The 14,958-nt window shown below is 68.2% G+C and carries 15 protein-coding genes; 8 read left to right on the forward strand and 7 right to left on the reverse strand.

The genetic code is table 11. The features are described 5' to 3' along the window. Positions 1-49: 49 nt before the first annotated feature. From N788_RS09560 to N788_RS09570, 3 genes are all read left to right on the forward strand, one after another. On the forward strand, positions 50-481 hold the full coding sequence (locus N788_RS09560) for a rhodanese-like domain-containing protein (RefSeq protein ID WP_034224244.1): 432 nt from the start codon (positions 50-52) through the stop codon (positions 479-481). A gap of 87 nt (positions 482-568) precedes the next feature. Continuing rightward, on the forward strand, positions 569-1,075 hold the full coding sequence (secB, locus tag N788_RS09565; RefSeq protein ID WP_034224246.1) for a protein-export chaperone SecB: 507 nt from the start codon (positions 569-571) through the stop codon (positions 1,073-1,075). 14 nt (positions 1,076-1,089) lie between these two features. After that, complete coding sequence (locus N788_RS09570; RefSeq protein WP_034224248.1) at positions 1,090-2,112, forward strand: NAD(P)H-dependent glycerol-3-phosphate dehydrogenase; 1,023 nt, start codon at positions 1,090-1,092, stop codon at positions 2,110-2,112. Positions 2,113-2,218: 106 nt separating this feature from the next. Here N788_RS09570 and N788_RS13995 read toward each other — a convergent pair whose 3' ends face one another. The 6 genes from N788_RS13995 to N788_RS09600 form a co-directional block, all read right to left on the reverse strand. After that, on the reverse strand, positions 2,219-2,782 hold the full coding sequence (locus N788_RS13995; protein ID WP_051924537.1) for a hypothetical protein: 564 nt from the start codon (positions 2,780-2,782) through the stop codon (positions 2,219-2,221). Positions 2,783-3,011: 229 nt separating this feature from the next. Beyond that, positions 3,012-3,560 carry a diffusible signal factor-reguated Ax21 faimly protein gene (locus tag N788_RS09580; RefSeq protein ID WP_034224251.1) on the reverse strand — a complete coding sequence of 183 codons (549 nt, stop codon included), beginning with the start codon at positions 3,558-3,560 and terminating at the stop codon, positions 3,012-3,014. Between the two features lie 146 nt (positions 3,561-3,706). Next, positions 3,707-4,195 (reverse strand): tRNA (cytidine(34)-2'-O)-methyltransferase, encoded by a 489-nt coding sequence (locus N788_RS09585; RefSeq protein WP_034224254.1) that lies wholly within the window; start codon positions 4,193-4,195, stop codon positions 3,707-3,709. A gap of 42 nt (positions 4,196-4,237) precedes the next feature. Continuing rightward, positions 4,238-4,465: a hypothetical protein gene (locus N788_RS09590; RefSeq protein WP_034224264.1), complete on the reverse strand. Its 228-nt coding sequence runs from the start codon at positions 4,463-4,465 to the stop codon at positions 4,238-4,240. Between the two features lie 113 nt (positions 4,466-4,578). Beyond that, a complete protein-coding gene (locus N788_RS09595; protein ID WP_152560446.1) occupies positions 4,579-5,355 on the reverse strand; it encodes a hypothetical protein in 777 nt (258 codons plus the stop codon). Next, entirely contained in the window at positions 5,352-6,059 is a 708-nt protein-coding gene (locus tag N788_RS09600) for an SDR family oxidoreductase (protein WP_244444117.1), read from the reverse strand. The genes N788_RS09595 and N788_RS09600 overlap by 4 nt, the downstream gene beginning before the upstream one ends. A 107-nt stretch (positions 6,060-6,166) precedes the next feature. On the opposite strand from N788_RS09600, the gene N788_RS09605 reads away from it, so the two are divergent. The 4 genes from N788_RS09605 (at position 6,167) to N788_RS09620 (ending at position 13,281) form a co-directional block, all read left to right on the forward strand. Next, positions 6,167-9,025, forward strand: coding sequence for a M16 family metallopeptidase (locus tag N788_RS09605; protein WP_034224270.1), 2,859 nt, complete (start codon positions 6,167-6,169; stop codon positions 9,023-9,025). 94 nt (positions 9,026-9,119) lie between these two features. Then, on the forward strand, positions 9,120-9,509 hold the full coding sequence (locus N788_RS09610) for a DUF4156 domain-containing protein (RefSeq protein ID WP_084695983.1): 390 nt from the start codon (positions 9,120-9,122) through the stop codon (positions 9,507-9,509). Between the two features lie 99 nt (positions 9,510-9,608). Beyond that, positions 9,609-10,625, forward strand: a complete 1,017-nt coding sequence (locus N788_RS09615; protein WP_034224273.1) for a 3-oxoacyl-ACP synthase III — start codon at positions 9,609-9,611, stop codon at positions 10,623-10,625. Positions 10,626-10,755: 130 nt separating this feature from the next. Then, positions 10,756-13,281, forward strand: a complete 2,526-nt coding sequence (locus N788_RS09620; RefSeq protein WP_034224275.1) for a TonB-dependent receptor domain-containing protein — start codon at positions 10,756-10,758, stop codon at positions 13,279-13,281. A 67-nt stretch (positions 13,282-13,348) separates the two neighbouring features. On the opposite strand, the gene N788_RS09625 is transcribed toward N788_RS09620, so the two are convergent. Next, on the reverse strand, positions 13,349-14,401 hold the full coding sequence (locus N788_RS09625) for an ornithine cyclodeaminase (RefSeq protein ID WP_244444118.1): 1,053 nt from the start codon (positions 14,399-14,401) through the stop codon (positions 13,349-13,351). A gap of 133 nt (positions 14,402-14,534) precedes the next feature. Here N788_RS09625 and N788_RS09630 point away from each other — a divergent pair, with 133 nt between their 5' ends. Next, positions 14,535-14,954 (forward strand): Lrp/AsnC family transcriptional regulator, encoded by a 420-nt coding sequence (locus N788_RS09630; RefSeq protein WP_034224277.1) that lies wholly within the window; start codon positions 14,535-14,537, stop codon positions 14,952-14,954. Positions 14,955-14,958 lie beyond the last annotated feature (4 nt).

The raw sequence follows: 14,958 nt of genomic DNA on the forward strand, positions 1-14,958 counted from the left end.
GCCGCGGGCCGCATAATGCCGGCCCCCACGCCGAGCAAACGCGCCGTCCATGGATCAGCTGATCGTTTTCTTCCAAGCCAACCTGCTGCTGTCCCTGGCCTTGCTGGGCCTGACGGTGGCCCTGGTGTTCACTGAAGTCTCCCGCCTGTTCCGTGGCTTCAAGGGTGTCAGCCCGTCCCAGCTGACCGCCCTGATCAACCACGAAGACGCGCTGGTGCTCGACATCCGGGGCCAGGCGGACTTCGAGAAGGGCCACATCATCGGCTCGCGCCACCTGCTGCCGAGCCAGGTCGACCCCGAGGGCAAGCTGCTCGCGAAGGCGAAGGAAAAGCCGGTCGTGGTGGTCTGCGCCGCGGGCATGACCGCCACCGGCGTCGCCGCGCGCCTGGTCAAGGCCGGCTTCAAGCGCGTGAGCGTGCTCGACGGCGGCATCGGCGCCTGGCAGCAGGCTGGCCTGCCGCTGGCCAAGGGCAAGGCCTGATCCCCCTTCCCCGGCGGTTTCGCCCGGCCCCGGCCGGCATGCGATAATCCCGGGTCTTTCATCGTCTTCATATTCCGGAGTTCCACCATGGCCGAGCAGAACAACGGCACCGCCGCCGCCGCAACGAACGACCAGCAGGCGCAGTTCACCATCCAGAAGATCTACGTCAAGGACGTGTCCTTCGAAGTCCCGAACGCGCCGCAGGTGTTCAACGAGCCGGGCCAGCCGCAGCTCGAGCTCAACCTCAACCAGAAGGTCGGTCGCGTTTCCGACGGCCTGTTCGAAGTCGTGCTGCACGTCACCCTGACCTGCAAGCTGGCCGAAAAGACCGTCTACCTGGCTGAAGTGCAGCAGGCCGGCCTGTTCTCGCTGGCCAACTTCGACGAGCGCACCCTGGACATGATGCTCGGCACCTACTGCCCGAACGTGCTGTTCCCGTACGTGCGCCAGACCCTGGGCGAACTGGTGTCCAACGGTGGCTTCCCGCCGTTCTACCTGCAGCCGATCAACTTCGAGGCGCTGTACGCCGAAGGCCTGCGTCGCCGCGCCGAGCAGGCGCAGGGCGCCCAGGCCCCCGAGGCCGGCAACGCCTGAAGCCGGGTGCGCCGATGACCTCGGCCAAGCCGTCGTTCGCCGTGCTCGGGAGTGGTTCCTGGGGCACGGCGCTCGCTTCGCTGATCGCCCGCAACGGGCATCCGACCACGATCTGGGGGCGCGACGCCGCCCAGGTCGAGGCGATCGCCCGTACCCACGAGAACCCGCGCTACCTGCCGGGCATCGCCCTGCCCGAAGCACTGCAGGGCAGCGCCGACCTCGCGGCCACCGTAGCCGCGGCCGACTACGTGCTGGTGGTGACGCCCAGCCACGCTTTCACCGAAACCCTGCGCGCGCTGGCGCCGCATCGTCGCGCCAACGCCGGCGTCGCCTGGGCCACCAAGGGCTTCGAGCCCGGTTCCGGGCGCTTCCTGCATGAAGTCGCCGCCGAGGCCCTGGGCCCCGGCGTGCCGGTGGCGGTGGTCACCGGCCCGTCCTTCGCCAAGGAAGTGGCGCAGGGCCTGCCGACGGCGGTCACCGTGCATTCGGACGACGAAAGCTTCGCCCAGGACATCGCCGGCTCGCTGCACGGCGCCGCGTTCCGGGCCTACACCGGCAACGACATGCTGGGCGCCGAACTGGGCGGTGCGATGAAGAACGTGCTGGCCGTGGCCACCGGCGTCGCCGACGGCATGGCCCTGGGGCTCAACGCCCGCGCGGGACTGATCACCCGCGGCCTCAATGAGATGCTGCGGCTCAACGTCGCCATCGGTGGCAAGGCCGAAACCCTGATGGGCCTGGCGGGCCTGGGCGACCTGGTGCTGACCTGCACCGGCGACCTGTCGCGCAACCGCCGCCTGGGCCTGGCCCTGGGGCGTGGCCAGTCCATCGCCGAGGCGGTGGCCGCCATCGGCCAGGTGGTCGAATCGGTGCAGACCGCCGATGAAGTGATGCGCCTGGCCGAACGCCATGGCATCGAGCTGCCCATTTCCGCGCTCGTGCGCGAAGTGCTGCACGGCCATATCACGCCGGTCGAAGGCCTGAAGATGCTGCTCGCGCGCGAGCAGAAGCCGGAATTCCCCGAAGGCCTGTTCTAAGGCCAGGAACCCCGTAGGAGCGGCTTCACAGCCGCGAATCTTCCGGCTTTGCCTTTGGCAAAGAACAACTTCGCGGCTGAAGCCGCTCCTACGGGGCGTTGCTGGCTTAGAAGCTGGCGCGCAGGCCCACCTGGTAGGTTTCGGCGTCATCGTCGAAGGTGACGTCGCCGGTGATGCCCCAGGTCGGGGTCAGCTTGACCAGGCCGCCGACGGTGCCGCTGAAGTTGCCGTCGAAGTCGTCGCCGTCCACGTAGTTGGCCTTCACCAGGCCTTCGAGGCGATCGGTGAGGCCACTGCGCAGGCCGATCGAGGTGCGGTAGCCGTTGCCGTCGATGGCGCCGCCGGGCACCGCGACTTCGGTGTCGAGGTAGGCGGCTTCGGCGAACAGGTCGCTGCGGTCGCTCAGCGGCAGGGCGTAACCGAGGCCCAGTTCGCGGCCATCGAGCTTGACCGGCGAGTTGTCGAGCTCAAGCCGGGTGACGCCAGCCAGGCCGTACACGTTGGACTCGCCGAACTCGAACGAGCCGCGCACCGCGTGGCCTTCGGCATCCCCGTCGGCGTTGACGTAGCTGCCCTGCACCCAGGTGTTGCTCGGGGATTCCTGCGCCTGGACGGCGAACGGCAGGGTGGCGGCGAAAGCGAGGGCGATTGCGAGCTTGGTGCGTTTCATCGGGGGGATTCCTTTCGTTTGGGGGGAGGCCCGGTCCATGCCGGGCAGGCACGAGTATTCAAAACCTGCCCGAACTCCCGGTTAACGACGGCGCGAACCTGAAGGAACCTGCGGCTGAACAGGTTCAGCTATCGCGCCCGGCGATGAATGCGCAAGAAAAAGCCCGGCTTGCGCCGGGCCTCTTCTGTTGCCTGCAGGAGCGGCTGAAGCTCCTACAAGCGGTGCGTCGTCAGAAGCTGGCGCGCAGGCCGACCAGGTAGGTCTCGCCGCCGTCGCCGACTTCGACTTCGCCGACCATGCCCCAGGTCTTGGTGAACTTGTACTGGGCGCCGATGGTGGCGGTGAAGTCACCGTCGAAGTTGTCGCCGTCGACGTAGTTCGCCTTCAGCGTGCCCTCGAAGTTGGGCGAGAACGAACCACGCACGCCCACCGAGGCGCGGTAGCCGTCGAGGTCGCCGAAACCGTCGACGTCGGCGTTGAGGTAGGAGATCTCGGACAGCAGGTCGACGTTCTTGGACAGGCCATGGGCGTAACCCAGGCCGATGTCGAAGGAATCGACGTCGATGTTCGTGTTGTCGATCTCGACGACGTTGTAGCCGCCGAAGCCGTAGAAGCCGGACTGGCCGAACTCGAAGGAGCCGCGGACGCCGAAGCCGTCGGCATCGCCGTCGACGTTGATGTAGTCGCCTTCGATCCAGGTGTAGCTGAGCTTGTCGTCGGCCTGCGCGGACAGCGGCAGCAGGGCCGCCAGGGACAGGGCAATCAGGGAACGCTTCATGGTGTTCTTTCCAATGTTGTGGGGCCCCGCGATGCGGGGTGAGCGGAGTATCCGCATGGCGCCACAACGGTTGATTAACGAAAGCCGTTTTTCGCCCGCACCCTGTCGTCAGTCATGGGTCGCAAATGGGCGCTGTGGGAGGGGCGTCAGTCGCGGAGGCCTTCGGGACTGACGTCGCTCCCGCAGTAGTCAAGCTGCCGCCAGGCTTCGAACACGGCGACGGCAACGGCGTTGGAAAGATTCAGGCTGCGCTGGCCGGCGCGCATCGGCAGCGTGAGTCGGTGATGGTCGGGAATACGCGCCATCACCTCGGCGGGGAGTCCCCGGGTCTCCGGGCCAAACAGCAGCGCGTCGCCGACGTGGTATTGCACGCGATCGAAACGCTGCGTCGCGCGCGCGCTGAACGCGAACACGCGGGTATCGCCCAGCGTCGCCAGGCAATCATCGAGGCTCGCGTGTTTACGCACCTGCGCCCACTCGTGGTAGTCGAGGCCGGCGCGCCGAAGTTTCGCATCGTCGAGATCGAATCCCAGCGGTTCGACCAGGTGCAGGTGGGCGCCGGTGTTCGCGCACAGCCGGATCACGTTGCCGGTGTTGGGCGGGATCTCGGGTTGGTAGAGGATGACGTGCAGCATCGCGGCATTATCGCCGCGGCGGGGCGCCGGGTGGGCGCGACCTCAGGCGTTGCAGTTGAGCCGGCGCGTCAGCAGACCCAGGTCCCCGGGCACGCGTGCCAGGCCCAGCGGGCCGGCATCCCGGTTGGCCGGCTCGCAGGCCAGGCCGGTGGCGACGACGGTTTCCACCACGGCGCCGGGTTTCGGCGGCGGCGTTTGCGTAGCCAGTAGTGCCACGCCCAGCAGGGGCAGGGCGAACAGGGCGCGGTGGAGTTGTTTGCTCAGCGACATGGCGGCATTCCGAAACGGTCTTGCGAAGTCTTGCAGGGACTTCAGCAGGAACCGTGCCAAGCCTCGGAGGCCTTATGAATCAGGGGCTTGGAGTGAGTGTCCGGCGTCCGGACTCAGCCCCGGACACGGCAGGCGGACAGGGGTTCGGACGCCAGCGCCTGCCAGCGGGCCTCTCCGGCCGGGCGTGCGGGCGCCGGGAAGTCGATGCGGGCCTGCAGGGGTTCGCCGGCCTCGTCGCGCAGGTTGCTCAGGCCCTCGAAGCGCAGCAGCCGCCGGCTCTCGCGCGCATAGGCGACGTCGATGTGCGGTGCCAGCAGGCCCCACAGCCCGCCCAGGCGCAGCCGGAAAACCTCGGCGTCCTCGCCGCCGACGCGGTCGCTGCCCCGGCGCCGGACCGTGAATCCGTAGCTGTCGAGCCGCGAGGGCACGGCGAACTGCAGCTTTACCGCATCACCCGCCAGCAAAGGCTGCCATTGCCGGCGGATGAACTCGTCGAAGCCGGCGTCGGCGACGACGCCCGCGCCGGCCTCCAGCTTCGCGCTGCGCTCGGCCTCGGCCGGTGACGGCTGCACCCAGAGCTCCTGCCCGCCGGCTTCCCGGCGCAGGCCCTCGCGGTAGCCCAGGCGGGCGTCTTCGAAGTGGAAGGCGGGCGCCAGCGCCGAGTCCGCGTAGTCGATGCGCTTGCGTGCGAAGGCGGTGCCGTTGGCGCAGCGGTACACCACCAGCCGCTGGCGAAGCTGCTGGTCCTGGTGTCGCAGCAGGTGCTGTTCGGTGTAGAGCAGGTCGCCCGACTCGGGGTCGCGCGCGCTGGCCTCCTGGAAGCCCAGCCCGGCCTGCGCCGGCAGCGATGCGGCCAGCAGGGCCAGCACCAGCGCGGTACGTGCGCTCACCATGGCAGCACCTCGCCATCGCGGCCGACGAATTCACCGGCGCCCAGGTCCTCGCGCCGGTCCAGCATGTCCAGCAGGTCGCGCACCGATTCGGACGCGGTCACCGGCGCGTTGCTGCCGCCCATCTCGGTGCGCACCCAGCCGGGGCTGGCGGCCAGCACGCCGATGCCCATCGGCTTGAGCGCATGGGCCATCTGCACCGTCGCCATGTTCAATGCCGCCTTGCTGATCGCGTAGCTGGGTGTCCCGAAGGATTGCGCCAGTGCGATCGCCCCGAGCCGCGACGACAGGTTGAACACCCGCGGTTTGCGTCCTTTCGCCAGCAGCGGTGCCAGCGCCTGGGCCAGCATCAGCGGCGCGACGGTGTTCACGCGCAGGGTGTGCTCGAGCACGTCGGCGTCGAGCGCACCGAACTTCTCGCCCGCCGGCAGCACGCCGGCGTTGTTGACCAGCAGGTCCACGGCCTCGTGGCTGGCGGCGACTTCGGCCACGAAAGCCTGGCGCGAGCGCGCATCGGCGACGTCCAGCGGCGCGACGTGCAGGTGGCCGGGGTGGGCGCCGGCGAGTTCGGTCAGCGCATCGGCGTGGCCCGGTTGGCGGCAGCCCGCCACCACGCGCTCGCCACGCGCCAGCAGCTGGCGCGTGAACTCCAGGCCCAGGCCGCGATTGGCCCCGGTGACGACGATGGTTCGCGCTGATTTCACGTCCATGGCTCCGACTATGGCCTACGGCCTAGTGTATGGCCCGTCAAGGCAGGCTAGGATTCACGGTCCGCCGGGACGTCCCGACCCGCTTGAACAGGAATCCACGCATGACCCAGACCCGACACCCGCGCCTGCGCGCCCTGGTCCTGGCCCTCGGCTTCGCCGTGGCCGCCGTCTCCGCGCCGCTGCACGCCAGTGGGCAAGCCGCCGCCGAGAGCGCGGTGAAGGCCGACATTCCCTACGAGCAGTTCACCCTGCCCAACGGCCTGCGGGTGGTGGTGCACACCGACCGCAAGGCGCCGGTCGTGGCGGTGAACGTCTGGTACCACGTGGGCGCCAAGAACGAACTGCCGGGCCGCACCGGTTTCGCGCACCTGTTCGAGCACCTGATGTTCCAGTCCAGCGAGAACCACGAAGGCGAGTTCTTCACGCCGTTCGAACTGGTCGGCGCCACGAACCAGAACGGCACCACCAACTCCGACCGCACCAATTATTTCCAGAACGTGCCGACCACGGCCCTGGACATGGCGCTGTGGATGGAATCGGACCGCATGGGCCATTTCCTCGGTGCTGTCAGCCAGGACGTGCTCGACGAACAGCGCGGCGTGGTCCAGAACGAAAAGCGCCAGGGCGAGAACCAGCCCTACGGCCAGGTCTTCGAGCGCCTGCTCAAGGCCAGCTACCCGGAAGGCCATCCCTACAGCTGGACCGTCATCGGCTCGATGAGCGACCTCAATGCCGCCTCGCTCGAGGACGTGCAGCGCTTCTTCAAGACCTGGTACGGCCCGAACAACGCCGTGCTGGTGCTGGCCGGCGACATCGACCTGGCGACCGCCAAGGAAAAGGTCGCCAAGTACTTCGGCGCCATCCCGGCCGGCCCGACCATGGCCCAGCCGGCGGTCAACCCGGCGCCGCGTACCGAGTCGACCCGCGACGAATTCACCGACCGCGTGCCGCAGGCCCGCGTGTACCGCGCCTGGAACACCGCCGAATACGGCCAGGCCGACGTCGAGCGCCTGCAGCTGCTGTCGCAGGTGCTGGGCGGCTCGCGCGCCTCGCGCCTGGACAAGCGCCTGGTGCACGGCGACAAGATCGCCGACCGCGTGTCCACCGCCGCCTGGGGCAACCAGCTGGGCGGCATGTTCTTCATCCAGGCCGACGTCAAGCAGGGCGTTGACCCGGACGTGGTCGAGCAGGCCATCGAAGAGGAAGTCGCGCGCCTGCTCGCCGAGGGCCCGACCGAGCGCGAGCTCGAACAGGCCCGCACCACCTTCAAGGCCGGCTTCATCCGCGGCATCGAACGCATCGGCGGTTTCGGCGGCAAGGCCGACGCGCTGGCCGAGTGCACCGTCTACATGCAGGACCCGGGCTGCTTCCGTGAAGGCCTGGCCACCATCGAAACCGCCACCGCGGCCGAGGTGCAGGCCGCCGGCCAGCGCTGGCTGGCACAGGGCGACCACACCATCGTGGTGACCCCGGGTGACCGGGTCGCCACCGTCGAGGAAGAAAGCGCCTCGCACCCGGACATGGCGGACGTGCCGCCGGCCGACCCGAAGTACGACGTGCTTGAAACCGACGTCGACCGCAGCCAGGGCCCGCCGGTGACCACCGAGTTCCCGGACCTGGTGTTCCCGCAGCTGCAGCGCACCGAGCTGTCCAACGGCATCAGCGTGATCCTGGCCGAACGCCCGGGCCTGCCGGTGGTGCAGATGAGCCTGCAGCTGCCGGGCGGCTACGTCGCCGACGCCGGCCGCAAGCTCGGCACCGCCAGCTTCACCATGGGCATGCTCGACGAAGGCGCGGGCAAGTACGACGCGCTTGGTTTTGGCAACGAAGCCGAACGCCTGGGCGCCAACCTGGGCTCGAGCGCCGCGCTCGACGGGGCCAGCGCCTACCTCTCCGCGCTGAAGGAGAACCTGGGTGAATCGGTCGCCCTGTTCGCCACCATGCTGCGCACCCCGCGCTTCGACGCGCAGGAAATCGAGCGCGTGCGCCAGGGCTGGATCTCCACGATCAAGCAGGAAAAGGCCCGCCCGAACTCGTCCGCGCTGCGCCTGCTGCCGCCGCTGCTCTACGGCGAAGGCCATCCCTACGCGATCCCGTTCTCCGGCACCGGCGACGAGGCCTCCATTGCCTCGCTGACCCGCGACGACCTGCTGGCCTACCACCGCGATTTCGTGCGCCCCGAGGGCGCCACCCTGATCGTGGTCGGCGACACCACGCTCGACGAGATCGTGCCGGTGCTCGAGAAGCACCTGGGCAGCTGGAAGGGCCAGGGCCAGGCCCCGGCGCTGCCGGAGATCGGCCAGGTGGACCTGCCGGCGCAGCCGCGCGTGTTCCTCGTCGACCAGCCCGGCGCCATCCAGGCCAACATCTTCGTTGGCCAGCTGGCGCCCTCGACCATGGACGAGAAGGCGACCGAGTTCGAGATCGCCAATTCGGTGCTCGGCGGTGAATTCAGCTCGCGGCTGAACATGAACCTGCGCGAGGACAAGCACTGGGCCTACGGCAGCTACAGCTTCGTGCAGGCGGCCATGGGCCAGCGTCCGTGGCTGGCTTTCGCGGCGGTGCAGATCGACAAGACCGCCGAGTCGATGGCCGAGCTGCAGCGCGAGATCAGCCAGTACGCCACCGGCGAAGCCCCGGCCAAGCCGGACGAAGTGGCCAAGATCCAGGCCAGCGAGATCCGCAGCCTGCCCGGCTCGTATGAAACCGCCAACGCCGTGCTCGGCGCCATCGGCGGCATCGTGCGCTACGACCGCCCCGACGACTACGTGGTGCAGCGCCAGGCGAAGATCGAGGCGCTGACCCCCGAGGTCGTCAATGCCGCCGCCAGGACCATCCAGCCGGGTTCGCTGACCTGGGTGGTGGTGGGCGACCTGTCGCAGATCGAGGAAGGCATCCGCGCCCTCGGCCTGGGCCAGGTGCAGGTGATCGACGCCGACGGCAAGCCGGCCGGCGAATAAGCGGCCGGATACATTGCCGGTTCAGCACGGGCGGGGCGACAATCCCGCCCGTGTTGTTTTTGAAGTCCACGTTCCGCCAAGGGAGTAACGCCACATGCGCCATCTACTGATTTCCGCCGTCGTCGTCGCCGCGCTGTCCGGCTGCACCTGGGTGAAGATGGCGCCGGGCGGTGCCGCGGTGAAGGTGGCGGCGGCCGGCCAGGACCTGTCGGCCTGCGAGCGGCGCGGCGAAGTCTCGGTGTCCGTGCGAGACCGCCTGGGACCCTACGAGCGCAACGACATCAAGGTGCGCGACGAACTCGAAACCCTGGCCCGCAACGAAGCCCCCGGCCTGGGTGCCGACACCGTGCAGCCCAAGTCCGGGCCCGACGACGGCGAGCAGCGCTTCCTGGCGTTCCGTTGCCGCGGAGCGGCCGCAGCCAGCAGCCAGCCCCGGCCGGCGGCGGGTGACGCGGCGGCCGAGACTTACCCGATCGAGGACTGAGCCCCGGTCCCGCCTTCACGGCCCCGGCGCCTTAAGTTGAGCGCTCGGGGCGAAACGGGTAACTTTGACGGGTTTCCCTAACGCTGGGCATTCCCGCTTATGCTGTTCAAGCACGTCTCCATCGCCGGCCTGGCGCACATCGATGCCCCGCATCGGCTGAGCTCGGCGGACATCAATACCCAGCTCAAGCCGACCATGGATCGCCTGGGTATCAAGACCGACGTCCTGCAGGACATCGCCGGCATCTTTGCCCGTCGTCTCTGGGACGACGAGGTCCAGGCCTCCGACGCCGCGACCCTGGCCGCCGAGAAAGCGCTGGCCGACGCCGGCATCGACCGCGCCCGGGTCGGGCTGCTGGTCAATACCTCGGTCAGCCGCGACTTCCTGGAGCCGTCCACCGCCTCGATCGTCTCGGGCAACCTGGGCCTGGGCGAGAACTGCCAGAACTTCGACGTCGCCAATGCCTGCCTGGCCTTCATCAACGGCATGGACATCGCCAGCCGCATGATCGAACGCGGCGAGATCGAATACGCCCTGGTCGTCGACGGCGAAACCGCCAACCTGGCCTACAAGAAGACGCTCGAGCGCCTCAGCGGCCCCGACGTCACCGAGGAACAGTTCCGCAACGAACTGGCCACCCTCACCCTGGGCTGCGGTGCCGCCGCGATGGTGCTCTCGCGCAGCGAGCTCACCCCCGATGCCCCGAAGTACAAGGGTGGCGTCACCAAGGCCGCCACGCAGTGGAACACCCTGTGCCGGGGCAACCTCGACCGCATGGTCACCGACACCCGCATGCTGCTCATCGAAGGCCTGAAGCTGGCCACCGCCACCTTCGGCGCCGCCCGCCAGGCCCTGGGCTGGGTGGTCGAGGAACTCGACGAGTTCGTCATTCACCAGGTGTCCCAGGTCCACACCCAGGCCTTCATCAAGGCCTTTGGCATCGACCCGAAGAAGGTGCTGACCATCTTCGCCGAGCACGGCAACATCGGCCCGGCCTCGGTGCCGATCGTGCTGAGCAAGCTCAAGGAAATGGGCCGCCTGAAGAAGGGCGACCGCGTTGCGCTGCTGGGCATCGGTTCGGGCCTGAACTGCTCGATGGCCGAGGTCGAGTGGTAAGCCGCTCTTAGCAGAGTGAGCGAAACAGGCCCACTTCATGTGGGCCTTTTTCTTGGTTGGGCCCGGCGCTATTTCATTCCAGTCCGGCTGCGGCTAGCTTGGCGGGACCTCCCCTGGCCCTGGCCCGAACATGCGCAAACAGCTGCTGGCTTCTTCCATCCAACTCGCGGTTGCCTGTGGGTTGGCCAGCGGCAGTGCCCTCGCGCAGACGGACGTCGAACCGGCAACGGCAACTGCGTCCCGGCTGGCCCAGGCGGCGGATGCCCTGCCGGTGGTCGTGATCGACCGGGCGCAGATCGATGCCTCCGGCCATGTGCTGCTGGCGGACGTGCTGCGCGACCTGCCGCAGGCCTCGTTCGGCAACTTCCGGCCGCAGTCGGGTTCGAGCGCCCAGGGCATCGCCAACATCGACCTGCGTGGGCTCGGCGCCGGCCGCACGCTGGTGCTGGTGGACGGACGCAGGGTATCCCCCAGCCCGTCCTCGGCGGCCTTCGGCGCCGACCTGAACACCATTCCCTTGGCGATGGTCGAACGTATCGAGGTGTATGCCAGCGGGGCTTCGGCGATCCACGGCCCGGATGCCGTGGGTGGCGTCGTGAACCTGGTGACCCGCCGTGATTTCAATGGGGCACAAATCCGAGTGGGCCATGCCGCCAGCGAAGTCCGGGGGGGCGATCTGGACGACATGTCCGTGGTGTTCGGCTCGAGCACCGAACGCACGCGTCTGGTGGTTGGCGCCGCAAAGGCGCAGCGCGGCATGGTGTTCACCCGTGACCAGATCGGCGGCGACGTGCGCGGCGTCGGTTTCTATGGCAACAACTACTACGACTGGAATACCCAGCGGTTCGTGACGGTGCCCGGATTCGACTGCAACCAGGGCGCGTTCTACGAACTGGCGACCGGCGTCTGTTCGTTCGACTTCAACCAGGTCGCGGCACAGGAGGCGAAGATCGGCTCTACCTCGGTCTTCCTGCGCGGCGAGCACCAGATCAACGAGCGCTGGCAGGTCCACGCGACCGCCAGCGTGTCGCGCGCTGCATCCTTCGGGCGCTACGCACCGACCCCGGGCGCCGTGGTCGTGGATGACGGTACGCCCAACGACATCAACAACGGCGTTGCCTGCGGCGAAGGTGGCTGCGTGCCCGGCACCACCGACGGTCTGCCAACCTACTACTACCATCGCTTCGCCGCCGCCGGAAACCGCGATGACAACTCGGAGACCATCCGCAGCGAATTCCTGGTGGGATTCCAGGGGCCCCTGACCGACCGGCTGGACCTGGACGTTGGCCTGCGTCGCACGAACGAGAAGCTGATCAGCCTGGGGCGCAACTACATCGTTTCCGACCTGGCCAACCAGTTGGCCAACGACGGACGCTACGACCTGGCCGATCCTTTCGGTGCCCCGCCGGAGGTCCTGTCCTCGCTGAAAGCGACGACCAGTCGCGAAGCCAGCATGCAGCAGGACACGGTTTACGCGTCGGTCCATGCGTCGCTGTTCGGGATGGGTGGCGGTACGTCAGAGGCGATATTCGGCGCAGAGGGGACCAAGGTCCGCTACCGGGACAACTACGACAGCCTGTCCGAAGCCGGTCGCATTCTTGGCACCGCCGGTAACTCCGCGGGTGGCGATCGTGACGTCAACTCGGTGTTCGCTCAATGGCGCCTGCCATTCACGTCCAGGCTGGACCTGACGCTGGCGGTCCGCCATGACGATTTCGACCGGCTCGACAGCCAGACCTCGCCCCAGGCCAACCTGCGCTGGCAACCCTTGGACCTGCTTACGCTGCGGGCGCAGTGGGGGCAGGGTTACCGGACGCCGGGCCTGGACATCACGACCCAGCTACCCAGCCCGTCCAATCAGACGGTCAATGATCCGCTCACCTGCAGTGCGCTCGCGCAGCCGCCCTCCTGCCTGGTGCAGGTGCCGGTCGTGACCATCGGCAACCCCCTTCTGGCGTCGGAGAGCTCCGAACACTATGGACTTGGCGTCTTGGTTCGGCCGCTGGACATGCTGCGCATCTCGCTGGATTACAGCAATGTCCGCGTAGCGGATCGGATCACCCAATATCAGGCCCAGGACGTCGTCAACGCCGACATCAATCCCAGCATTTTTGGTCCGCTGCCCAATGGCCTTGGCGTGGTCCGCACTGCCAGTGGGAGCATCGGCGAGGTCGTCATCGGCTATGGCAACGGCGGCGCGTCGGAAGTCGACGCCTTGGACCTGGTCATTGGCGCGGATTTGAGCCTGGGGCGCTACGGCGAGTTGGGCACCGAACTGGCGGTCTCGCACCTGCTGCGCTGGGAGAGCTTCAGCCCAGGCGGCAACGGCTTCCGCCTGGAGGGTCGTTTTGGCTACCCGGACACTCGCGCGCGACTGGCGACGACCTGGACCCTGGGCGACCTGAGCTTCGCCTGGCGAGCGCATGGCATCGAGGGCCAATCCAGCGGCGGCGCCAACAGTACCGTCGGCAGCTACGTCACCCACGACCTGCAACTGGCGTGGAAGGCGCCGTGGAACGCAAGCATCGTCGCCGGCGTCACGAACATCGGTGATCGCTACCCGTCCCTGCGTGCGGCCGGCGACCGCTCCTTCAATTTCAATCTCTACGACGCCTACGGGCGCACACCCTATCTGCGCTACACGCAAGCCTTCTGACGGCTCGATCATCTGCATCACGGGTGTAGCAAGGCCCGCTCTCGAGCGGGCCTTCCGGTATCCAGCCTCAGGCCGCCTGCTTGCGCGCGGCCTGGGGTGCCGCGGCCAGCTCGCCGAACAGGTTCTTCGGGTCGGCCAGGGCGGGGATGAGGCTGGCTTCGCGGCCCAGGCCCATTTCCTTGGCGCAATCGCGCACCAGGCGCAGCGCCGAATAATCCTCCAGCGCGAAACCGACCGAGTCGAACAGGGTGACCTCGGCGATGTTGCGGCGGCCGGCGGCCTGCATGGTCAGCACGCGCCACAGTTCGGTGACCGGGGAGTTGGCGGGCATCTGCTGCACCTCGCCTTCGATGCGCGACTGCGGCTCGAACTCGACGAACACCGAGGCGTTGGCGACCACCTCCGTGGCCAGTTCGGTCTTGCCCGGGCAGTCGCCGCCGACGGCGTTGAGGTGCATGCCCGGCTCGATCATTTCCGGCGTCAGGATGTCGGCATTGGCCTTGTCCGCGGTGACGGTGGTGACGATGTCGGCGCCGCGCACGGCCTGGGCGACGCCGGTGCTGCGCACCACGCGCAGTTCCGGCGCGGCCGCGGCCAGGTTGCGCACCAGCTTGTCGGTGGCGGCCGGGTCGACGTCGTACACACGCACTTCCTGGATGCCCAGCAGGTGGTGGAAGGCCAGCGCCTGGAACTCGCTCTGGGCGCCGTTGCCGATCAGCGCCATGGTCCTGGAATCCTTGCGCGCCAGCAGCTTGGCCGCCATCACCGAGGTGGCGGCGGTGCGCAGCGCGGTGGTCAGGGTCAGTTCGCTGATCAGGGTCGGCATGCCGGTATCGACGTCGGCGAGCACGCCGAAGGCCACCACGGTGGACAGGCCCAGCTTGGTGTTGCCCGGGTGGCCGTTGACGTACTTGAAGCTGTATTCCTTGGTATCGGCGACCGGCATCAGTTCGATCACGCCGCCCGGGGAGTGGGCCGCCGAACGCGGGCTCTTGTCGAAGTCCTCCCAGCGCCGGAAGTCGGCCTCCAGGTAGTCCACCAGGCGGCCGAGCAGGGTCGGCAGGCCGTGGGTCGCGACGATCTGGGTCAGGTCCTGGGTGGTGAGCTGGGTCATGGTCATGGGCGGTCTCCTGGAAGGCGTGAAATCGATGGCGACCATTGTCCGCAGTCCGCCGGTAGCGCGAAACGGCAAAAGTGCTATGGTTTCGTCAGAAACATGGCAAATAGACAGCCACGAATGACGGAATGACACCATGGATGATCTCGACCGCCGCCTGATCGCCAAACTGCGCCACGACGCCCGCGCCCCGGTCGCCGACCTGGCCAAGGCCCTAGGCGTGGCCCGCGGCACGATCACCAACCGCATGGCGCGGCTCGAACGCGACGGCGTGATCACCGGCTACACCGTGCGGCTGCGGCCCGACTCCGCACCCGACGAGATCTGCGCCTGGACCTCGCTGGCGGTCGAAGGCAACCAGCACCGCGTCATCCGCGCGCTGCTGGGCGAGCCCGGCGTCGCCGCCCTGCACGACACCAACGGCCGCTGGGACCTGCTCGCCGAACTGCGCGTGGGCAGCCTGGCCGAGCTGTCCACGGTGCTCGAGCGCATCCGTGGCATCGAAGGCATCAGCGCCAGCGAAACCAGCGTGCACCTGCAGACGCTGCGCGGGTAAGGTG

It is taken from the genome of Arenimonas donghaensis DSM 18148 = HO3-R19, from assembly GCF_000743535.1.
GTDB classification, from domain to species: Bacteria; Pseudomonadota; Gammaproteobacteria; order Xanthomonadales; family Xanthomonadaceae; genus Arenimonas; species Arenimonas donghaensis.